We start from the raw sequence: 21,196 nt of genomic DNA, 5'->3' as shown, positions 1-21,196 counted from the left end.
CGAGGCTCCGTGGATATTGCATCGGCCAGACAATCGGCGTCGGGCGCATCGATCCGCATCAGTGGCTTGGAGAAGCGCTTCGGTGCCGTATCCGCCGTCGATGGCGTCGATATCGATATTGCTGCCGGTGAGTTTGTCGCCCTGCTCGGACCAAGCGGCTCCGGAAAGACCACGATCCTGATGAGCGTCGCAGGATTTGAATTCCCGACCAGCGGCACCATTCACGTCGATTCCGAAGACCTGACCTATGTTCCTTCGAACAGACGCAATCTGGGAATGGTGTTCCAGAATTACACGCTGTTCCCGCACATGTCGATTCTCGACAATGTTGCCTTTCCCCTGAAGATGCGCGGTCTCCGGACGGCTGAACGTCACGCGCGCGCCGAAGCCGCGCTCGCGACCGTGCGGCTGGCAGGCTATGGCTACCGTCGCCCGAATGAGCTTTCAGGCGGCCAGCAGCAACGCGTGGCGCTCGCGCGTGCCATCGTCTATCAGCCGCGCGTCCTGCTGATGGATGAGCCGCTCAGTGCGCTCGACAAGAATCTGCGCGAAGACATGCAGCTCGAGATCAAGCGATTGCACGCCGAGCTCGGCATCACCGTCATCTTCGTCACCCACGACCAAAGCGAGGCGCTAACCATGGCCGACCGGATCGCCGTCCTGAGGGACGGCAAGATCCAGCAGATCGGGCCGGCGCGCCAGCTCTACGAAAGGCCCGCGAATCTCTTTACTGCTGGCTTCATCGGCGAGATGAATTTCGTCGACGTCGCCGTCCAAAGCGTCGGCGACGACATCTCCGTGGCTCTCCCATGGGGTGAAACATGGCGTCTGCCGGCCACGGCGGCCGTTGAGCCGGTTGCAGCCGGCGAGGCCGCGGTGCTGGCCGTGAGGCCTGAGCGGCTACAGTTCGGCGCCGGCTCCAGCGGGCAAGTCATCGCTGTGACGTTGAGCGACATCGTCTATGCCGGGGCGGCGCTGCTGCTGATCGGACGTCTGCCTGACGGCACCGAGATGCGGGCGCGAATCCCCGGCGCCTCGCAGCTCAGCTCTTTGGCCCCAGGCGACGTTGCGTCCTTCGCGATCCCTCCGGAGGCGATGCTGCTCTACCGGGGAGAGCGGCAATGATGGAGGCGCGGCGATCGCATTTCTGGCGTTCCGATGGCCGTCGGCTGAGTGGCCTGTCGACGTTGCTGCTGCTGCTGCCATTTTTCGCCCTCGTCGCCTTCGTCTTCGTCTATCCGATCCTGCAGCTCCTGGTGATCAGCATTCTCGAGCCGCATCCGACCTCGGAGAATTACGCGCGCGTCGTCGAAAACCCGGTTCACATGCGCGTCCTGCTGCGCACGCTCTGGACCGCAACGCTGGTGACCGCCTTGTCCGTGGTCCTCGGCTTCCCGGTGGCCTACTACATGAGCCGGGCAAAGGGAACGGTCGCCGCCCTTGTCGCGGTCTGTGTCATCCTGCCGCTCTGGTCGAGCGTCCTGGTGCGCACCGCCGCCTGGTCATTCCTGTTCCAGCGCAACGGGCTGATCAATTCGGCGTTGATGTCTCTCGGTCTGACGTCACAGCCGTTCAAGCTGCTTTATACCCAGAGCGCCGTGGTCATCGCCATGACCCATGTGCTTCTGCCGTTCATGATCCTGCCGATCTACGGCGCACTACGCAGCATTCCGAGCGACTATGCGCGTGCGGCCGCCGTGCTCGGCGCAACGCGCCTGCGGACCTTTCTGGAGGTCATCCTCCCCTTGAGCCTGCCGGGCGTCGTTTCCGGTTCGCTGCTCGTGTTCCTCACGGCGATCGGCTTCTTCATCACGCCCGCCCTGCTCGGTTCGCCGCAGGAGATGATGATCTCGACGCTCGTCTCAAAGCAGATCCGTGAGGTCCTCGATTGGCCCTTCGCTGCAGCGTTGGTCGGGGTACTGACCGTATTCGTGACGTTGCTTGCGGTCATCTTCAGCAAGACGCTTCGCTTCGACCGGCTGATGGGGAATGCCTCATGAAGCCGCCGACCGACCGCGGATCGCTCGCGCTGGCGGCCTATGTCTATGCCGTGCTGGCCTTCATCATCGTGCCGTTGGTCATCGTCATTCCAATGTCGTTCAGCCAGAACGACTATCTGACATTTCCGCCGTCCGGTTTCACGCTGAAATGGTACTCGGAATATTTTGACAGCAGGCAATGGCGTGCCGCCACCTGGCTCAGCGTGCAGGTAGCCTTGCTGACCGCTCTTTTCGCGTCGGTCATCGGCACAGCCGCGACCTATGCAATGATCCGCGGCCGCAGCCGGTTGGTCACCGCTTTCCAGATCCTGCTGATCGGGCCGATCATTGTGCCGCATATCGCACTCGCCGTCGGCCTCTATCTGTTTTTTCAGACGATCGGACTCTCCGGCACGATTCCGGGCTTCGTACTCGCGCATACGGTGCTCACCTTGCCCTTCGTCGTTTTCACGATGGCCGCCGCCTTGGGAAAGGTCGATGCCAATCTGGAGGCGGCCGCCATGAGCTGCGGCGCGACACGCTTTCAAGCCTTCCGCCTGGTCACGCTGCCGCTCGTCCTGCCGAATCTCGTCAGCAGTGCGCTGTTCGCCTTCATCATCTCCTTCGACGAGCCGGTGGTGTCGTTCTTTCTGTCCGGTGTGCGACAGAAGACGCTGCCGCGTCGAATGTTCGAGGATATCGAGCAGAATCTGACGCCGGTGATTCCCGCGATCGCGACGCTGCTGATCGTCTTGTCCATTTTGATTCTGCTGGGGGCCCAGGTCCTCCGATCCCGCAGCGTTACCCGGATAGCGAGCCAGTGAGAAGCCAGAGAGGAGATCGTCGATGCTGAAAACAGGTTGGATGTGGAACTCGGCAGCTGTCGTGCTTGCTTCGGTTCTTTCCGGAGCGTTGCCGGCTGCCGCTGAAAAACTGGAAGACCAGTTGGTGATTGCAACGACCGGTGGCCTGATGGGCAACACCCTCGCGAAATATTTCTACGATCCCTTCCAAAAGGCCAAGAATGTCGAAATCGTCCCGGTCGCAATCGAGGTGCCCGATCAGTGGGCGCGCGCCAAGGCGATGCAGCGAACCGGCAAGGTGGAGTTCGACATCGTCACGGCAACAGGTCCCGACCTGGTCGGACGCACCGACATGCTCGAGAAGATCGACTGTGCGAAACTGCCCAACGTTCAGAAGTTCGGCGTCTCCGACGCCTGTCAGCCCTACGGCGTCGCCCGCACGACCGGCGGCATGCTGATCACCTACAATACCGAAACGTTCAAGAACAAAGCGCCCAAGACCTGGGCCGACTTCTGGGACGTCAAGCAGTTTCCCGGGCCGCGAGGGCTCCCCGACACCGGCGACAGCGATTGGTGGGTGCCAGTAGCCGCGCTGCTCGCCGACGGCGTCAAGCCGGAGCAGCTTTTCCCGCTGGACATCAATCGTGCCTACAAGAAGCTGGATGAGATCCGACCCAATGTCGCGGTTTGGTGGAAGACCGGCGACCAGGTGCAGCAGATCATGCGCAGCCGCGAGGTCGTCATGGCCATGAGCTATTCGGGCCGCGCGCTCGCCGTGGTGAAGGAGGGCATACCGGTTGCCATGTCCTGGGACCAAGCCATTCGCGACACCGGTTACATGGCTGTTCTCAAGGGTGCGCCCGACCTCAAAGCCGCCATGGCCTATCTCGACTTCTTCTATGCGAGCTCCGATGCGCATGTGCCGTTCATGCGCGCTGTCAACTATGCGACGGCCAGCAAGTCGGCCATCGAGTTGTTGAAGCCGGAGGAGCGCAATCTCTACGCGACTTCGCCGGAGAACTACGAAAAGCTGGTCAAGCCCGACTTCGCCTGGATCGGCGAGCACCGTAACGAACTACGTGAGCGGTGGATGGCCTGGCTGACTCGCTGAGCCGCATTAGCGTCTCCCGCCATTTGCGCTTCTAAGTGAGGACCGAGCATGGATCACACCAGTGACCCCGGCGCGCTGCGCTACGTGATCGATCCCGGAAGGCTCGATCTCGTCAAGGAGTTCCGCGCAAGTCCGCTCGGAGCGCATAGCCCGGAGCTCCGCAAGCTGTTGGCCCGGATGCGCTGGGGCAAGCCGGAAGGACGGCTTGTTCTGATCGTGCTCGAACCTGGCAAGGCTTGGCGGCTGTCGCGCATCCCCAAGCGTCGCGGCGATCCCATGCCTTTCGTCGATGATCGCGTCTTCACCTCTCTTGTTGAAGCCGAGTGGCATGTCTTCAAGCTACGTTGGCAGGAAATGACGGGAACGACGCTGCCTGCGGAGATTTCCGGTGATCTATAGGACCAACGAATATCTCGGTTATCCGGATCGCATCAGCGTCCCGGCAGGCGAGGCCGTCAGATTCCAGCTCAGCAGCAAGCGGCCGAGCGTGAAGGTCGAGGTGCTCAGGCTGCGCTGCGGCGATGTCGACAGCAACGGCCCTGGGTTCAAATATGAAGTGATGACGAGCCCCATTGACGGTGAGCATGCCTGCCTCGACCAGCCGATCCGGCCGGGATCCAACGCCGTCATTGACCACGATGGTGCACTGGTCCCGACCGGCGGACACTGGTGTTTCGGGACCTACGTTTATCCGACGCGGATCGCGGACAATGCCAAGGCCGTGATGGGAAATTGGTGCGAGCGCTCGGCGCGCGGCTACGCGCTCGAACTCGACGAGGAGGGGCATCTGGTGCTGGTGCTGGGCCAGGTGAGCGGTACGCCGGCGCGTTTTGCCCTCGACGTCAAGCTGCGCCCGCGCGTCTGGGCATTCGTATCGTGCGCGCTTGACCTTGCGGGGGGATCGGTCTCCGTATCGCTGATCGTTCCGGCAGATGGCGTTCGGCCGGTCGCTGCCTATTCGAAATCGTTTGCCCTGCCGCAAGCGCCCGCGCTCGATTCCGGCCTGCCGTTCCTGATCGCGGCCCATCATGCGAATGGCGATCGCCAGTATACCTCGCACTTCGATGGCAAGATTGAAGCTCCGCGGGTCTTTTCGTGTCCATTGAGCGCAGAGGCGCTGCGGGTATTCGACGGCCGGTTGCGGACGGGAGCAGGCGATGCAGGGCTTGTCGCCTTCTGGGATTTCGCAAACGGCATCTCGTCACTGTCGATCAAGGATGTTTCACCGAACGGCCTGCACGGCAGCCTCCGCCAACTGCCCCGCAGGGGCGTGACCGGCTTTCAATGGTCTGGATCCGTTCACGACTGGCGGCTGTCGCCGCAGGAGTATGCGGCGATTCATTTCCACAGCGACGATATCTACGATTGCGAATGGCAGACAACCTGCACGCTCGATGTGCCAGCCCACTGGCGATCAGGCGTCTACGCGCTCCGGCTGACCTCGGGAGGTGATAATCCAGACCGGGACTGCGAAAGCTACGTCACCTTCTTCGTGACGCCCGGCAAGGCGTCCCGGCGGGCGGATCTGGTCGTGGTCGCTTCGATCGCGACATATCTGGCTTATGCCAACAGCGCGTTGCGTCTCTATCAGGTTCACTTCGAGACTCTGATGGAGCACGTTCTGTGGTTGCCGCAAGATGACGTCTTCATGCAGGAGAACCCGGAGATCGGCCAGTCGACCTATGATTGCCATGTCGACGGCTCGGGGCGGGCCTACAGCTCCTGGCTGCGGCCCATCCTCAACATGCGTCCGCGCGGCTATTGGTTCAATTTGATCAACGACACCCATATCCTTGACTGGCTCGAGGAGAAGGGGATCGCCTACGATCTGATCACGGATGTCGAGCTTGACCGGGAAGGAGCGCGGGCGCTCGCTCCTTACCGGGTCATGATGACGCCGACCCATCCCGAATATTACAGCTTCAACATGATGAACGCGATCATGGCGTATCAGAACGCCGGCGGGCGGCAAATCTCGATGGGAGGCAATGCATTCTACTGGCGCTGCGGCTTTCACCCGGCCGCGCCCGCCGCGCTGGAGGTTCGCCGCGGCATGGCCGGGACGCGCACCTGGGAATCGGAGCCCGGCGAAGTGCATCTAGCCGGCACCGGGGAGCCGGGGTCGCTGTGGCGGCATTCGGGCTTTGCGCCGCAGAAGCTGGTCGGCGTCGGGTTCTCCGCCATGATCAACGATACCTGCGGCTACTATCTGCGCACGGCCGAAAGCGAGGATCCGCGTGTCGCGTTCATCTTCGAGGGCACAGGCCGTCACGAAAAATTCGGTGATTTTGGATTTCGCTACAATGGTGCCGTCGGCAGCGAGATCGATCGATACGATCTCGAACTCGGAACGCCGCCGCATGCGTTGCGGATCGCGACATCCGAAGGATTGGGCGCGGGCGCGCTGCCCACGCCGGAGGAGTTTCGCACCGTGGTGGATGGACTCGACGGCACGCAGAATGCGCTGGTGCGCGCCGACATGGTGTTCTTCGAGACCGCCCATGGCGGCGCCGTCTTTGCGACGGGATCGATCACCTACGGCATGTCGTTGGGTCACAACAACTACGACAACAACATCAGCACCATCACGTTGAACGTCGTGAATCGGTTTCTCGATCCGAGGCCGTTCGTCATGCCTGCCAAAACCTAGACTGCGGCCTCGATTTCGGCCCAACATGCAAAGCCGCCATCTCGCCGCCAGAGATGGCTTTTCGAACCAGGGAGGCTGTCATGTCGGACAAGCCTGAGTTTCATCCGCCTGAATTGGGATCCGTCAACGTCGCTCCCCGCAAGGCGCGCCCGATGCATGCGGACGAGCACTGGGCCAGCCAGCCCTGGTATGAGGTTCCGCGCGGCGATCCCTCTGTCGGGGAAGTCTACACCTATACCGATGCGATGTCTTACGACCCGGGAGACGAAGTTGTCTTTCGCTCCTCGACAACAGCAAAGGCCTGGCGGTTGCAGATCTATCGCGACGGTCTCGAGCCCGAGATGGTGCATGAGATCGATGTGCTTGACGGCGTGTTCGCGGCTACGCCGTCCGATGCCTATCGCAATGGCTGCAACTGGCCCGTCGCTCACCGATGGACGCTGCCGCCGGATCTGCGCTCGGGCTTTTATCGTGTGGTCTCGTCGTGCGAGCGAGCGAATGGGGCCCGCTTCATCCAGCATCATTTCTTCGTCGTGCGGCCGACGGAGAAAACGCGGCGCGCGAAAATACTGATGATCCTGCCGACGGGCACCTGGACCGCCTACAATGATTTTGGCGGTGCCAATCATTATTTCGGCGTCGAAGGTCCTGACAGCGACGAGCCGTCGCCGGTGCTGTCGCTGCAGCGGCCATGGACGCGCGGCATGGTCTGGCTGCCGTCAGGCGCACCGCGCATCTGCGCTGATCCCGCGCCCGAGATGGGCGACGCGCCCCGCTACCCGATGAAGGAGTGGGCCTTCTCCAACGGCTTTGGCCAGTATTACGCGGCAGCGGGCTGGGCCCAGTACGACCGGCATTTCGTGCTCTGGGCGCAGAAGGAAGGCCACGCGCTCGACATGATCACCCAGACCGATCTTCACTACCGGCCCGAGCTGCTCGACGCCTACCCTTGCGTCACCATCATCGGCCATGACGAGTACTGGACATGGGAGATGCGCGAGGCGATCGAGCGCTATGTGGAGGGCGGCGGGCGCCTCGCGCGCTTCGGCGCGAATTTCCTGTGGCAGATCCGGCTCGAGGACGACGGCAAGCGCCAAGTTTGCTACAAGTTCAAAGCCATCCACAAGGATCCGATCGTCGGTACGGACCGCGCGCGCCTGATGACGTCTGCCTGGGAAGATCGCAACGTCCGTTGGCCGGGCGCCTCGACGGTCGGCGTGAACGGCGCGCACGGCCTCTATGCATCCTGGGGCGGATTTGCGCCGAACGGCCAAAGAGGCTTTACGGTCTATCGCCCGGAGCATTGGGCGTTTGCCGGCACGGGACTGCACTATGCCGACGTCTTCGGCGACAAGCAGCACATCTTCGCCTACGAGGTCGACGGGTTGGACTACACGTTCCGCAACGGTCTTCCTTTTCCGGTTCCGGTCGAAGGGCAGCCCGAGACCATCCAGATCCTGGCGATGGCGCCGGCCGTCCTGGCGGAAGACGAGCCGCAGGGTGAGGGCTTCCGCTACTACGTACGCAGCAGCGACCACGAAGGCCTGGTGGAGTGCATCACCGGCGAGGTCACGCCCGAGGGTCTGGCCCGCTACAAATACGGCTCCGGCATGATGGTGCACATGACCCGCGGCAAGGGCGAGGTGCTGACAGCCGCGACCTGCGAATGGGTGATGGGACTGAAGCGCGGCGATCCGTTCACGCAGCGGATCACCCGCAACATCCTGGATCGCTTCACTGCGCCCCGTTCCGCGTGAGCAGCTTTCAACGACGCCTGGATTTCGCGCCTGCTGCCTTGGCAGCTGGCGCGGCGCGCGTCTTCGTCGCTTCCATCTCGACGTCGTCGTCCACGGCCGTCTCGGGAGTCATGAAGCGCGTACCGCCATGCTTTTCCAGCAACCGGACGAGATTCTGGCCACCCTCCATCATGTCCGCCTGGATCGACTCGCGAACCTTGTCCGGCCGGCGCTGCCGCAGATTCTTGAGAACCGACAGATGTTGGTGTTCGTTAGGATAGGTCGGGGGGGCGTGCGGGTAATGGAAATTCAACAGGGGTCCGTTCCGCATCCAGATATCGTCGAGGATGGCGAGCACTTCGGGAAGCCCCGATCCATCATAGAGACCGCGGTGGAATTGCCAGTTGGCGCGAACGGCGTCGGACCATCTATGCTCCTTCTCCGCGCTGATCAGCTCGCGGTGAGTGGCTTCCATCCTGTCGATATCGGCTTCCGAGATGCGCGTGGTTGCGTGCTCGGCGGCAAGTCCCTCGAGAAACAGCCTGACGGTCCTGAGCTCGATATACTGCTTGGCCGTCATGTGGGCGACCATGATCGAGCGTCCCGCCTGCATCTCGAGCGCGCGGCCGCGCACGAGCTGCATCAGGGCTTCGCGAATGGGCGTCTCCGACACGTTCATGGTCGCAGCAAGGTCACGGATCTTGAAGCGATGGCCCGGCCAGAACCGGCCTTCCATCAGCGCCTGGCGCAGATTGTTGTAAACCAGGCTTGTCAGGCTGTCGCGAGCCACCGGGCCCACGCCGCCCTCGCCAGGTCTCTGTTCAACGTCAACCATTCTCGGTCCCCGAAAGGTCTGGGCCGTTTCGGCTATCCGCGCCGACACGGGTTCGAATCCATTTCATATATAATATAGGAGATCGTTCTTGCGCGCCGACCGTCTGCGCTTCTTCTACGACAGAAACTTTAAGGTCCTCCCGAAACCCCAAATTCGTCAGCTCGGAGTGGGGCCTCTGCCAGCCGAGGTTCGACGGCCCGGGTCAGGCAAAGCAACAATCCCCCTTGTAACCGAGAACATAATATATGATATATCAAAACTAGAGGAGAAGAAGGCATGCCGGAATTGACCAGGACAAGGGATGCTGCCCTGCGGGCGCGCGCCAAGAAGGTCGTGCCAGGCGGAATGTGGGGACATCTCCACGCGGCCAAGTTGCCCGAGACGTATCCGCAGTTCTTCAGCCGCGGCGAGGGCGGCGTGCTCTGGGATGTTGATGGTCACCGCTACGTGGACTTCATGTGCAGCTGGGGTCCCAACCTGCTCGGCCACCACCATCCCGAGGTGGAGGAAGCTGCCGAGCGTCAGCGGCGTGACGGCGACTGCCTCAATGGTCCGGGCGAAGTCATGGTTGAGTTGGCCGAGCTTGTCGTCGATATGGTGGGACATGCCGATTGGACGCAGTTTCAGAAGAACGGCACCGATGCGACGACGACGTGCGTCACGATCGCAAGAGCTGCAACGGGTCGCCGAAAGATCCTCGTCGCCAAGGGCGCTTATCATGGTGCCGTGCCGTGGTGCTCACCGTCGCTTCTCGGTGTGACCGCGGAGGATCGCGCCCATCTCGCATATTTCACATTCAACGACGTCGAGAGCCTCGACGCGGCGGCCAAGGCGGCGGGTGATGATCTTGCCGGGATTCTGATTTCGGCATTTCGCCACGATCTCGGGATCGACCAGGAACTTCCAACCGTAGAGTTCGCCCGTGCGGCGCGTCGCATCTGTGACAGCAAGGGCGCCGCGCTGCTCATCGACGAAGTTCGCGCCGGCTTCCGCCTGAATGCCGCGGGTAGCTGGGAAGGCCTTGGTGTCCGGCCCGACTTGTCCGCCTGGAGCAAGGCGATCGCCAATGGTTATGCCCTGGCGGCTGTGACCGGAGCCGATTGGCTGCGTCGTGCTGCGTCCCAGGTCTTTGTCACGGGGTCATTCTGGGCCGGCGCCGTCGCCATGGCTGCTGCCGTCGCGACATTGAAGATAGTACGCAGGGACGATGTTCCGACCCGCCTCGGGCAGCTCGGACAAACGCTGCGTGATGGCCTCGAGACGCGCTCCCATCAGTTCGGTCTTTCGATCCGTCAATCGGGGCCAGTGCAAATGCCGACGCTTTTGTTTGAAGGGGACCCGGACTATCGGAAAGGTTCGGCGTTTTGCAGCGCGATGCTTGCAAGAGGTGTCTACTTCCATCCCAAGCACAACATGTTCCTCTGCGCCGCCCATACCGAGGCCGACATCGCCGTTGCACTCGAGGCCGCGGAGCACGGCTTTGCAACTGTGGCGGCACTTTGAAGAGAATAATGGTGCGACGAATGCCCATGTTCGGTCGGATAAGCCCATGGTGCGACCAGTAAATGATTGATTGTTTATTACCCGTCGCCGGCGGGTATTCAACGTAACTGGGAGAACTCAGTCGCTCCTCCTTGCAGCCTTGCGCGCCGGGCGGGGCTTGTCATGTTGTGCTTCCAGATTCCATTCCCGGATCCATTGAATCACAAACTCAGCGAAGGCTTCGGCCGCCGGCGGAATCGAGCGCCGTGAAGGCCGATAGAGACAAACCTCGCGCACGGTCTCGGGCCTTGTGATGCGGCGCATCGTGAGTCCCAGCGGCCGAGCCACGACTCCGACATAAGCCGGAGCAGGCGTGGCAGCGAGCCCCTGCGCTGCTATGCCAAGGGCCGTGGTGATGTTGTCGACAATCTGCGGCGGAGCGATCGGACTTGTGTTCGGAGCGGAGCTCCGCATCTGCGCAACGCTGACTTCGTGATCTCGGCTCGCGGCGACGAGGGGGACGTTGCGAAGGTCGTCCCAGCTCAGCACCTTCCTGGCCGCCAAGGGGTGTTCCGACGCAACCCATAGCACCCAGGGGCTGCGAAAGATCGCCTCTCGGGTGACGGCTGGATCGGGAGGGCGGTCGGGCCCTACCGCCAGGTCGACATCTCCCGCTCCGACCCGATCCACGGTCAGATCGACGGGTACGTCTCGAATATGGATGGCAACATTCGGACGCTCTCGCCTGAATTCGCGTACGGCCGCCGGCAATACCGCGCTCGCCAGGATCAATGGGGCGCCGATCCGGACCACGCCTGCGGCGCGATTGCGAACGTCTGCAGCGGCAGTCTCGGCGAGTTGTACGTGCCTAAGGACAGTCTGGGCAATGCCCAGGAATTCGCGGCCGGCGCTCGATAGAGCAACGCGTCTCGTGCTGCGGTCGAACACGCGAAACCCCGTAATGGCCTCGAGCTCACTTACGAGCTGGCTCACGGCCGACGATGTCAGGCCCAGTCGGTCGCCAGCGGCCGAGAAACTGAGAGTGTCCGCGACTGCAACGAACGCTTCGAATTGCCGGATCGTGGTGCGGGTGAGCGACATGTCTCATTATTAAGCATTCCTGATCAATTGAAAAGAATCGATCGTTTGTCCTGGAGCGTTCGCCCGCGCAAGACTTGCCGTGCCAATCCACGACAGCGGTCGTGGCGGCTCTCAGTGGCAATGATGAAGAGCGGAGCTCACGGATGTGAAGCGACCGCCGTGGCATCGGGAGGGAACTGTGCTCGATCCTCGGACGGCGCCTATGCCGCCCTCACTCGTTAGCCGATCACCGGCGGGATTCTTCTCGTCGCCTTGCAGGCCCATACCTCGTGCCCTCCGTCGAGACGAGCATCGGAAATGATTGAGCACGAAACCACTGGCGAGAAGATCGCTCGGTCTCTGATCGCGCACGGGGTGGATACGGTTTTCGGTATCCCCGGCGCGCACATGTATGACTTCAACGACGCTCTCTATGGCCGCAGTGCCGAGCTGCGCTTCATCCATACCAGGCACGAGCAAGGCGCCGGCTATATGGCCTACGGCTATGCCAAGTCGACCGGGAAGCCTGGGGTCTACTCGGTCGTGCCCGGCCCCGGCGTGCTCAACTCCGGCGCCGCACTTTGCACCGCCTACGGCGCAAATGCTCCCGTTCTCTGCGTCACCGGCAACATCATGTCGCACTTGATCGGGCAGGGGCGCGGCCAGCTCCACGAGTTGCCCGATCAGCTTGCGACATTGCGGAGCTTCATCAAGGGCGCAGAGCGCATCAGCCATCCAAGCGGCGTCTCCGACACCATGGCGAATCTGTTTACGCGCATGCTGTCGGGGCGCCCCGGACCGGTTGCCGTGGAGGCGCCATGGGACGTTTTCGGAGCGAAAGGACCGGTCGGCGCAGTGGCAGTCGGCGTTCCCAATCTTCCGCCGGCCATCGATCCCGATGCAATCGCCGCGGCCGCGGCACTGATCACAAAGGCCAGGAATCCGATCATCATGGTCGGCGGCGGGGCTGCGGATGCCGGCCCCGAAGTCGCCGAACTGGCTGCGCGCCTTCAAGCGCCCGTCACGGCGCACCGCTCGGGCAAGGGGATCCTGCCCGATGACGATCCCCTGGCGTTCAATTCGGTCGCAGCCTTCGAGCACTGGAAGCACGTCGACCTCCTGATCGGCATCGGCAGTCGTCTCGAGCTGCAATACATGCGCTGGCGGTGGCTTCCGCCGGGGCTCAAGGTCATCCGTATCGACATCGATCCGACCGAGATGGTCCGTCTGAAGCCGGATGTTGCCATTGTGGCGGATGCAGCGGCAGGCACCAGGGCTTTGACTGCCGCGATCAGCGGAGTGTCACCTGGCTCGCGCCACGACGAATTCCTCGAGATCAAGGCTAAGGCGCAGAGCGCCTTCTCGGAGGTGCAGCCCCAGATCGCCCATCTCGATGCTATTCGCGCCGTACTGCCTCGCGACGGCTTTTTCGTCGAGGAAGTGAGCCAGATGGGCTTCACGGCGCGATTTGGTTTTCCCGTGTACGGACCTCGGCAGTACGTGACGTGCGGATATCAGGACAATCTCGGCTTCGGCTATAACAGCGCGCTCGGTGTCAAGGTCGCGCATCCGGACAAAGCCGTGGTTTCCGTCTCCGGGGATGGCGGGTTTCTGTTCGGACTCCAGGAGATGGCCACCGCGGTCCACCACCGCATCAACGTCGTTGCCATCGTCTTCAACAACTCGTCATACGGCAACGTTCTGCGCGATCAGCGGCAGTCCTATCAGGGCCGCTACATCGGGTCCGACTTGACCAATCCGGATTTCGTCAGGCTCGCCGAATCCTTCGGCATGCCTGCCTATCGTGCCGCATCGCCGGAAGCCCTGAAGCGCGCGCTCGGAAAAGCCCTCGATCTCGACTCGCCGGCGCTCATCGAAGTGCCGATTGAAAAAGGCTCCGAAATGAGCCCTTGGCCGTTCATATCACCCGGCCGAGCCCAGCGCAGCCGATCGTCGCCGGACATGATCAAGGAGTGAGCATGACAATCCAAACCCGCATCGCAGCTCTGCCCGTGAGCGAGGCCACCAGGGCCTTCCTCTCGAGCAAGCATAACCTCCTGATCGGCGCGCAGGACGTCGGAACGCGGAGTGGCTCGGAAATTCCAGTGCATGATCCGGCGTCCGGGGCGGTCATTGCGGCGGTGCCCGCCGGAGGCAAAGCGGAGATCAATGCGGCGGTGGCGGCAGCCCGCGTTGCCCTCGAAGGATCGTGGTCGAAGTATCGTCCTGCCGATCGCGAACGACTTCTGCTCAAGCTGGCGGATGCGGTCGAAGCCGACGGTCAGCTGCTTTCAGAAGTGGAAACGGCCAACAACGGCCAATCGATCGGTATTGCGCAGGCGCTCGAGGTGGGGGCTTCCGCCGAGCACCTGCGCTACATGGCGGGGTGGGCGACCAAGATCTACGGTCAAACGCTCGACGTCTCGATTCCGATTCCGCCCGGCACCCGCTATCGCGCGATGACGCGGAAGGAGCCCGTTGGCGTCGTCGGCGCCATCGTTCCCTGGAACTTCCCGCTCCTGATGGCGGTCTGGAAGATTGCGCCGGCGCTGGCTGCCGGGTGCACTGTCGTCCTGAAACCGGCAGAGGAGACGCCGTTGACGGCGCTCAGGCTTGGGCAACTGATCCGGCAGGTCGGTTTTCCCGAGGGCGTCGTCAATGTCGTGACCGGCTATGGTCACGAGGCCGGTGCGGCGTTGTGCTCCCACCCTGGGATCGACAAGGTCGCCTTCACCGGCTCGACCGAGGTCGGCAAGCTCATTGGCCATGCCGCGATCGACAATATGACGCGTTTCTCGCTCGAGCTCGGCGGGAAATCGCCGATGGTGATGTTCGATGACATGAATCCCGAATTGTTCGGGCTCGCCGCCAATCTCGGCGTCTATTTCAATCAAGGTCAGGTTTGCACGTGCGGTTCGCGCGTCTACATCCAGAAATCGATTTTCGACAAGGTGGTTGAGACCTTTGTCGGCGTCGCCAACGGTCTGAAGATCGGCTCTGGCTTCGATCCTGCCAGCCAGATCAATCCGCTTGTTTCGGCCAAGCAGCAGTCACGTGTTCTTTCCCTGATTGAAAGAGGCACGGCTGAGGGCGCCACGATTGCAGCAGGGGGAACTTCAGCGGGCGATGTTGGCTACTTCGTCAAGCCGACCGTTGTTGTCGGCGCCAAGAAGACAAACGCGCTGGTGCGCGAGGAAATTTTCGGACCGGTGGTTACTCTGCTTCCATTCACCGACATGGCCGACGCGATCGCTCAGGCGAACGACACGGAGTACGGGCTCTCTGCCTCGGTGTGGTCGCGCGATATCGATCGCTGCTTCACCTTTGCGGATGCCGTGAAGGCGGGCACGGTGTGGGTCAACACGCACAATGTGGTCGATCCGAACATGCCTTTCGGTGGCTACAAGCAATCCGGTCTCGGTCGCGAACACGGAGCCGTTGCTGTCGAGAACTACCTCGAAACCAAGGCGATCTGCCTGGCGCTTTAGCCAGCACAGAAGCAATCGGCCCAGTTAATACTCGTCGTCCACCGGGAGAACAATGATGAGCGAGCCCAAGACGCTTGCGGCCAATCAGAAGAGCGCGGAGTCGTTCCTCGACAGGTTTGCGCGAGCGACCGTGCCGCATCTCATCAATGGCGAACGCACATTGTCAGACTCCGGAGAGACCTTCGACACGCTTGACCCGACCACGAATGCCAAACAATGCACTGTTGCATCCGGTCACGCGGCGGATGTCGCCAAGGCTGCACAGGCTGCAGCCGATGCTTTCCGGATCTGGCGGGACATCTCGGGCACGAAGCGCCGCGCGATCCTCCATGCCATTGCCGATGCCATCGAGGCTCGTTCCGACGAGATCGCCTTGGTCGAATCGTCGGATACCGGACAGCCGATCCGCTATATGGCGAAGGCGGCGCTGCGAGGCGCTGAAAATTTCCGCTTTTATGCGGACCGCGCCCCTGGCGCTGCCGACGGGTTGTCGCTGCCGGACGGCGACCATCTCAATTACACCATGCGCCAGCCGATCGGGCCGGTGGGGGTTGTCACGCCCTGGAACACCCCGTTCATGCTGTCGACCTGGAAGATCGCGCCAGCCCTCGCTGCAGGCTGCACTGTCGTCCACAAGCCGGCCGAGTGGAGTCCGCTTTCGGCAGTGATCCTGACCGAGATCATGGACGAGGTCATTCGCGCGCATGGTGGTCCGGCTGGCGTCGTAAATCTCGTTCACGGACTAGGAGAGAGCGCGGGGAAGGCGCTGACCGAGCACGACGCGATCAAGGCTGTTGCCTTCGTCGGCGAAACCACCACGGGCTCGCACATCATGCGGCAAGGCGCTGCGACGTTGAAGCGCGTCCACTTCGAGCTCGGCGGGAAGAACCCAGTCATCGTGTTCGATGATGCCGATCTGGATCGGGCGCTCGATGCGGTGCTCTTCATGATCTACTCGCTGAATGGCGAGCGCTGCACGTCCTCGTCGCGGGCGCTTGTGCAGAGGTCGATCTACGCCGAATTCGCCGCGAAGGCCGCCGATCGTGTCGCTGCAATCAAGGTCGGACATCCCCTCGACCCGGCGACCGAGATCGGTCCGCTCATTCATCCGCGGCACGCCGAGAAAGTATTGAGCTATCCGAGTTTGGCGCGAGACGCCGGGGCTACGGTCGCGGTCGGCGGCGGTCGTGCTTGCGGAGGAGCGGGCAATTACGTGGAGCCGACCCTGTTCACGAATGCGGCCAACGATATGCGGATCGCGCAGGAGGAGATATTTGGGCCGGTCCTCACCATGATCCCGTTTGCAGACGAAGCCGAGGCGACCAAGATCGCCAACGATGTGCGATATGGGCTCACCGGCTACGTCTGGACACGCGACGTGGGTCGTGCGCATCGCGTTGCGCGCGATCTTGAGGCCGGCATGATTTGGGTCAATTCGGAGAACGTGCGCCATCTGCCGACGCCGTTTGGCGGCGTGAAGCAGTCGGGCATCGGCCGTGATGGTGGAGACTATTCCTTCGACTTCTACATGGAGACGAAGAACATCGCGATTGCCTACGACAGTCACAAGATTCCACGCGTTGGGGTGTGAGAGGGAAGAACAATGGCAATTCCTGCGAGTGTCTTGTATCCGCCTTTCAACATCGTTCGGCTAAGCCATATCGTGCTGACGGTGACCGATCTGGAAGCTGCGCGCGCCTTCTATGCCGATACGCTCGGCCTCCAGGTCACGGCTGAGGACAACCGCCGCATCTACCTGCGCGCTCTCGAGGAGCGCGGTCACCATTGCATCATTCTTGAAAAAGGATCCAGCGGCCTTGCCAACGAGCTCGGCTTCAAGGTGTACGATGAGGATCATCTCGATCGCGCAAAGGCGTTCTTCGAGGGGATGGGTTTACCGACAACGTGGGTCGATGTGCCCTATCAGGGCCGTACGTTCCGAACGCGGGATCCGCTCGGCATTCCCCTCGAATTCTATGCGCAGATGGATCGGCTGCCTCCGATCCATCAGAAGTACTCACTCTATAAGGGCGTGCGGCCACTGCGGATCGATCACTTCAACTGCTTCTCGCCGGATGTGCGGGCTTCGGTTGAGTTCTACAACTCACTCGGTTTCCGGATGACCGAATATACCGATACCGAGGACGGATCGGAGCTCTGGGCGGCCTGGATGCATCGCAAAGGTGGGGTTCACGACATTGCGTTCACAAATGGCCTCGGACCAAGGCTCCATCACGTCGCGTTCTGGGTGCCGACCCCGCTGAATATCATCGACCTGCTCGATGTGATGTCAACGACCGGCTACGTCGGAAACATCGAGCGCGGTCCGGGCCGGCACGGCATCTCGAACGCCTTCTTTCTTTATATCCGCGATCGCGACGGTCATCGGACAGAGATCTATTGCTCGGACTATCAGACCGTTGATCCGGACCTCGAGCCGATCCGGTGGGACCTGAAGGATCCGCAGCGGCAGACCTTGTGGGGTGCTCCCGCGCCGCGCTCCTGGTTCGAAGAGGGCAGCATCTTTCGCGAGGTCAGTCCCGTGGCGTCGAAGCTCAAAGCGACCCCGATTGTAGCCCCCTGAAACTTCGAGGCTCGGCAACGGCCCAAGATTGTCGCATCATTTGGGGCAGGAGCCCGGTCGAAGAAATGCTTGAAGCCTTTAAGAGAGCGACATCCCTGCTGGACGCGACGTGGTCCGTCGCAACGCCGCGCGTGTCGGCCAAACAAGTGGCGATCGTGATCGAAGAAGCGCGCGGTTTCCTTGGCGACCGGCTGTCGACAAGCATGTCATTGCGCGAACAGCACGCGCACGGCGAGGGCCCCACCTTGCCTCATTTGCCGGATGCCGTCGTCTTCGTCGAGACAGTCGACGAGGTTAGGCAAGTTCTGGCGCTCTGTCATCGAGAGGGGGTGCCAGTTGTTCCGTTCGGCGCAGGTTCGAGCCTCGAAGGGCAGGTGAATGCCGTTTGCGGCGGAGTAAGCGTTGATCTCACGCGGCTGGACTCGATCATCGAGGTCAATCGGGAGGACATGGATTGCTTGGTCGAGCCGGGCGTCACGCGCGAGCAGCTCAATAGCTTCATCCGCGACGCCGGCCTATTCTTTGCGGTCGATCCCGGTGCGGAATGCACGATCGGGGGAATGTGTGCGACTCGCGCAAGCGGTACGAATGCGGTGCGATACGGGACCATTCGGGAAAATGTACTTGGGCTGGATGTCGTTCTCGCAGATGGCCGGCTCATTTCGACCGGCGGCCGCGTGCGGAAGGCCGCCAACGGATACGATCTGACCCACCTCTTCATCGGTTCGGAGGGAACACTCGGCGTTATCACAAAGATCCGTTTGCGCCTTCACGGAATACCTGAGGCAACCAGCGCCGCCGTGGCGCAATTCCCAACCCTGGCCGCGGCGGTCGAGACAGTCTTCATGACGATGCAACTCGGTATTCCGATTGCGCGCGTCGAGCTTCTGGATGACGTGCAAATGGGAGCGAGCATCGCTTATTCCAGGCTCGAGGGTTACGAGGCGGTGCCGACCCTGTTCTTTGAATTCAACGGCAATAGTTCGAGCGTGAAAGAGCAGGCCGAACTCGTCGAGACTATGGCGAATGACGCTGGAGCAGTTCGCTTCGTGTGGTCCAGCGGCACCGAGGCACGTAATCGGCTGTGGACCGCCCGACACCGGGCGTATCCGGCCGCAATCGCTTTGCGTCCAGGGGCGAAGGGCATTGCTACCGACGTATGCGTGCCGATCTCGCGGCTTGCCGAAGCTGTCCTCGGGGCGCGAGAGGATATTGCCGCGTCCGGATTGATCGCACCAATTGCCGGCCACGTTGGAGACGGCAATTTTCACTGCTGCATCCTGGTCGATCCCGACGATCCCGTGGAAGTCGAGCGAGCACTCGCGCTGGACCACAAGATCGTCGCGCGCGGTCTCGCGTTGGGCGGGACGTGTTCCGGAGAGCACGGAGTCGGCCTCGGAAAGCGTGGCTTTCTGGAGCAGGAGCACGGTGCTCAGGCCCTGGAGGTGATGCGATCGCTCAAGATGGCGCTCGATCCGAAAGGAATTCTCAATCCAGGCAAGCTTTTCCCAGAACCGCCGTTGGCATCCGTGTGATGAGCTCGTCCGTTAGCATCGAAAGGAACATCGATGAAATACCAGTCTCTTCTCGCGGGCGCCATTGTAGCCCTGACATCGTCATTGGGAACGGCTGCCCTTGCGCAGCCGTTCGAGGGATGTCCGTCGAAGGAAATCCTGACGCAGTTCGAAGAGTTTGGCCGCACCAAGAAGATGCCGCCCGAGCTGGGGGCCTGGCTGAACAATCCCAAGGCCCAGTACGTCGAGCCCTGGAAGGCTTTCGATAACGTCTATTATGTCGGCGTTTGCTGGGTCTCGTCTTGGGTGATACGCACCAGTGACGGCGTGGTGTTGATCGACACGTTGCACGAGCCTCATGTCGATCAGCTCATCGCCAATTTGCGCAGGGTCGGCGTCGACCTGGCCGACATAAAATACGTGCTGATGACGCATGGGCACTTCGATCATGTCGGTGGAGCCGCCAAACTCAAGCCTCTGTTGCCGAATGCGAAGTTCGTGATGACCAAGACCGGCTGGAGCGAAGCGATCGCGGGAGCGAAGCAGTCGGAAGGAACGCCGCGTCGGTGGTCAATGATCGATCGGGATGTCGTCATCGGGGACGGAGATGTCATCCGTTTAGGCGATAACACGTTCGGCGTATTGGAGACCCCTGGTCATACCCATGGCACAGCGTCATACACCTACGACGTGAAGGATAGCACAAAAACTTATCGCGCCATCACGATCGGCGGGCTCGGGCTCAATGCGATCGAAAATTCGAAGCAGGTCGAAGGTTACATTGTGAGCCTCGACAAGATCAAGAAGCTGGTTGAGCAGCCCGGCAATCCTGTGAGGGTGCATCTCACGACGCATCCGTTCTCGAACGGGTTGACCGAGCTCCGCGAGAAAGTCATCTCGCGCGCACCAAACGAGCCGAATCCTCTTGTCGACCCGCAGGGTCTGCTCGATCAGCTGGCGTATCTGCGCAAGGGAGCGGAAGAGCGGCTGGATATCGAACGCAAGGCGGGACGCTAGTCATGCGTCGCCTGGTGCGACGATCGATCATGGTCGAGGAGACGTCATCGTGCGATTGCTGAGCTACCTGCAAGACGGCGAAGAACGGTTTGGCTCGGTGACGAGCGACGGAGTCATCGATCTGACTTCGCGGATGGGCGCCGAATTTCCCAATTTGAAGGCTCTGATAGCGGCCGAGGCGCTCCCGGCCGCGCAACAGGCGGTGGCTGGCCAGGTCGCGGATCATCGGTTCGACCAGTTGACGCTCCTGCCGCCAATCACCAATCCCGAGAAGCTCTGGTGTATCGGCGTGAACTACAACGATCGCAACGAGGAGTACAAGGACAATTCTGACCTGCCGAAGTACCCCAGCCTGTTCGTCCGTGCTCCGTCTTCAGTGGTTGGCTCCGGCCAGCCACTTGAAAAACCGCGCGTGTCCGAGGAGTTCGACTACGAGGGCGAGCTCGTGATCGTGATCGGCAAGGCCGGTCGTCACATTCCGCGTGAGCAGGCTTGGTCGCATATCTTCGGAATGACGCTGTGCAACGAGGGCAGTGTGCGGGACTGGCTTCGGCATGGAAAATTCAACGTTACGCAGGGAAAGAACTTCGATCGGTCGGGGAGCATTGGGCCTTGGATCATCACGGCGGACGAATGCGATCCGCGCGGACCTCATGACATTGCCACCCGCGTCAACGGCGAATTGCGGCAGCACGACTCGACCGAGCGGCTGATGTTCCCGTTCGATTATCTCATCAGCTATCTCTCCACCTTCGCGACCCTCAAGCCCGGCGATATGATCGCGACAGGCACGCCGACCGGTGCTGGAGCGCGGTTCGATCCGCCGCGTTGGCTGAAGCCGGGCGATGTCGTCGAGGTGGAATCCACTCGGATCGGCGTTCTGCGCAACACCGTCGTCGCCGAGGAGCGGTAGTCCT

General features: G+C 61.7%; 16 protein-coding genes and 1 pseudogene. 15 read left to right on the top strand and 2 right to left on the bottom strand.

The genetic code is table 11. The annotated features are described in order from the left end of the window. The first annotated feature begins 15 nt into the window (after positions 1 to 15). The 7 genes from P0R31_RS19040 to P0R31_RS19010 all read left to right on the top strand — a co-directional run bounded on the left by P0R31_RS19040 (position 16) and on the right by P0R31_RS19010 (position 8,300). On the top strand, positions 16 to 1,125 hold the full coding sequence (locus P0R31_RS19040) for an ABC transporter ATP-binding protein (RefSeq protein ID WP_275515581.1): 1,110 nt from the start codon (positions 16 to 18) through the stop codon (positions 1,123 to 1,125). Then, on the top strand, positions 1,122 to 2,000 hold the full coding sequence (locus P0R31_RS19035; protein ID WP_275515485.1) for an ABC transporter permease: 879 nt from the start codon (positions 1,122 to 1,124) through the stop codon (positions 1,998 to 2,000). Before P0R31_RS19040 ends, P0R31_RS19035 begins: the two co-directional genes overlap by 4 nt. Next, positions 1,997 to 2,803 carry an ABC transporter permease gene (locus P0R31_RS19030; RefSeq protein WP_275515579.1) on the top strand — a complete coding sequence of 269 codons (807 nt, stop codon included), beginning with the start codon at positions 1,997 to 1,999 and terminating at the stop codon, positions 2,801 to 2,803. The genes P0R31_RS19035 and P0R31_RS19030 overlap by 4 nt, the downstream gene beginning before the upstream one ends. Positions 2,804 to 2,825: 22 nt before the next feature. Continuing rightward, entirely contained in the window at positions 2,826 to 3,893 is a 1,068-nt protein-coding gene (locus tag P0R31_RS19025; protein WP_275515484.1) for an ABC transporter substrate-binding protein, read from the top strand. A gap of 48 nt (positions 3,894 to 3,941) precedes the next feature. After that, entirely contained in the window at positions 3,942 to 4,292 is a 351-nt protein-coding gene (locus P0R31_RS19020) for a hypothetical protein (protein ID WP_128263209.1), read from the top strand. Further along, positions 4,282 to 6,543: a N,N-dimethylformamidase beta subunit family domain-containing protein gene (locus tag P0R31_RS19015; protein WP_275515483.1), complete on the top strand. Its 2,262-nt coding sequence runs from the start codon at positions 4,282 to 4,284 to the stop codon at positions 6,541 to 6,543. Before P0R31_RS19020 ends, P0R31_RS19015 begins: the two co-directional genes overlap by 11 nt. 80 nt (positions 6,544 to 6,623) lie before the next feature. Then, positions 6,624 to 8,300 carry a N,N-dimethylformamidase beta subunit family domain-containing protein gene (locus P0R31_RS19010; protein ID WP_275515482.1) on the top strand — a complete coding sequence of 559 codons (1,677 nt, stop codon included), beginning with the start codon at positions 6,624 to 6,626 and terminating at the stop codon, positions 8,298 to 8,300. A gap of 109 nt (positions 8,301 to 8,409) precedes the next feature. Here P0R31_RS19010 and P0R31_RS19005 read toward each other — a convergent pair. Beyond that, positions 8,410 to 9,114: pseudogene (locus tag P0R31_RS19005) on the bottom strand (GntR family transcriptional regulator); the annotation flags it as partial. A gap of 276 nt (positions 9,115 to 9,390) precedes the next feature. On the opposite strand from P0R31_RS19005, the gene P0R31_RS19000 reads away from it, so the two are divergent. Continuing rightward, positions 9,391 to 10,617 (top strand): aminotransferase class III-fold pyridoxal phosphate-dependent enzyme, encoded by a 1,227-nt coding sequence (locus P0R31_RS19000; RefSeq protein ID WP_275515478.1) that lies wholly within the window; start codon positions 9,391 to 9,393, stop codon positions 10,615 to 10,617. Positions 10,618 to 10,734: 117 nt separating this feature from the next. Here the strand turns inward: P0R31_RS19000 and P0R31_RS18995 are convergent, their stop codons facing one another. Continuing rightward, complete coding sequence (locus P0R31_RS18995; protein ID WP_275515477.1) at positions 10,735 to 11,697, bottom strand: LysR family transcriptional regulator; 963 nt, start codon at positions 11,695 to 11,697, stop codon at positions 10,735 to 10,737. Positions 11,698 to 11,994: 297 nt separating this feature from the next. Between P0R31_RS18995 and P0R31_RS18990 the strand changes: the two genes are divergently transcribed. From P0R31_RS18990 to P0R31_RS18960, 7 genes are all read left to right on the top strand, one after another. Beyond that, positions 11,995 to 13,653, top strand: coding sequence for a thiamine pyrophosphate-dependent enzyme (locus P0R31_RS18990; RefSeq protein ID WP_275515476.1), 1,659 nt, complete (start codon positions 11,995 to 11,997; stop codon positions 13,651 to 13,653). A 2-nt stretch (positions 13,654 to 13,655) separates the two neighbouring features. Further along, complete coding sequence (locus P0R31_RS18985) at positions 13,656 to 15,164, top strand: aldehyde dehydrogenase family protein (protein ID WP_275515475.1); 1,509 nt, start codon at positions 13,656 to 13,658, stop codon at positions 15,162 to 15,164. A gap of 55 nt (positions 15,165 to 15,219) precedes the next feature. Continuing rightward, positions 15,220 to 16,755 carry a 5-carboxymethyl-2-hydroxymuconate semialdehyde dehydrogenase gene (gene hpaE, locus P0R31_RS18980; RefSeq protein WP_275515474.1) on the top strand — a complete coding sequence of 512 codons (1,536 nt, stop codon included), beginning with the start codon at positions 15,220 to 15,222 and terminating at the stop codon, positions 16,753 to 16,755. Positions 16,756 to 16,767: 12 nt separating this feature from the next. After that, the gene (gene hpaD, locus P0R31_RS18975; protein WP_275515473.1) at positions 16,768 to 17,748 is read left to right on the top strand and encodes a 3,4-dihydroxyphenylacetate 2,3-dioxygenase; all 981 of its coding nucleotides are present in this window, start codon (positions 16,768 to 16,770) and stop codon (positions 17,746 to 17,748) included. A gap of 65 nt (positions 17,749 to 17,813) precedes the next feature. Further along, entirely contained in the window at positions 17,814 to 19,283 is a 1,470-nt protein-coding gene (locus tag P0R31_RS18970; RefSeq protein WP_275515472.1) for an FAD-binding oxidoreductase, read from the top strand. Positions 19,284 to 19,316: 33 nt separating this feature from the next. Beyond that, positions 19,317 to 20,279, top strand: coding sequence for an MBL fold metallo-hydrolase (locus tag P0R31_RS18965; protein WP_275515471.1), 963 nt, complete (start codon positions 19,317 to 19,319; stop codon positions 20,277 to 20,279). Between the two features lie 49 nt (positions 20,280 to 20,328). Next, on the top strand, positions 20,329 to 21,192 hold the full coding sequence (locus tag P0R31_RS18960) for a fumarylacetoacetate hydrolase family protein (RefSeq protein WP_275515577.1): 864 nt from the start codon (positions 20,329 to 20,331) through the stop codon (positions 21,190 to 21,192). The last annotated feature ends 4 nt before the right edge of the window (positions 21,193 to 21,196 follow it).

It is taken from the genome of Bradyrhizobium yuanmingense, assembly GCF_029167105.1.
GTDB lineage: Bacteria > Pseudomonadota > Alphaproteobacteria > Rhizobiales > Xanthobacteraceae > Bradyrhizobium > Bradyrhizobium yuanmingense_A.
This window is presented reverse-complemented; position numbering and strand designations above follow the sequence as displayed.

Coding starts and splice junctions, on each gene's coding strand:
- P0R31_RS19035 (WP_275515485.1), top strand. CDS start 1,122: ATGATGGAGGCGCGGCGATCGCATTTCTGGCGTTCCGATGGCCGTCGG.
- P0R31_RS18985 (WP_275515475.1), top strand. CDS start 13,656: ATGACAATCCAAACCCGCATCGCAGCTCTGCCCGTGAGCGAGGCCACC.
- P0R31_RS19000 (WP_275515478.1), top strand. CDS start 9,391: ATGCCGGAATTGACCAGGACAAGGGATGCTGCCCTGCGGGCGCGCGCC.
- P0R31_RS18995 (WP_275515477.1), bottom strand. CDS start 11,697: ATGTCGCTCACCCGCACCACGATCCGGCAATTCGAAGCGTTCGTTGCA.
- P0R31_RS19020 (WP_128263209.1), top strand. CDS start 3,942: ATGGATCACACCAGTGACCCCGGCGCGCTGCGCTACGTGATCGATCCC.
- P0R31_RS18970 (WP_275515472.1), top strand. CDS start 17,814: ATGCTTGAAGCCTTTAAGAGAGCGACATCCCTGCTGGACGCGACGTGG.
- P0R31_RS19025 (WP_275515484.1), top strand. CDS start 2,826: ATGCTGAAAACAGGTTGGATGTGGAACTCGGCAGCTGTCGTGCTTGCT.
- P0R31_RS19030 (WP_275515579.1), top strand. CDS start 1,997: ATGAAGCCGCCGACCGACCGCGGATCGCTCGCGCTGGCGGCCTATGTC.
- P0R31_RS19010 (WP_275515482.1), top strand. CDS start 6,624: ATGTCGGACAAGCCTGAGTTTCATCCGCCTGAATTGGGATCCGTCAAC.
- hpaE (WP_275515474.1), top strand. CDS start 15,220: ATGAGCGAGCCCAAGACGCTTGCGGCCAATCAGAAGAGCGCGGAGTCG.
- P0R31_RS18965 (WP_275515471.1), top strand. CDS start 19,317: ATGAAATACCAGTCTCTTCTCGCGGGCGCCATTGTAGCCCTGACATCG.
- hpaD (WP_275515473.1), top strand. CDS start 16,768: ATGGCAATTCCTGCGAGTGTCTTGTATCCGCCTTTCAACATCGTTCGG.
- P0R31_RS18990 (WP_275515476.1), top strand. CDS start 11,995: ATGATTGAGCACGAAACCACTGGCGAGAAGATCGCTCGGTCTCTGATC.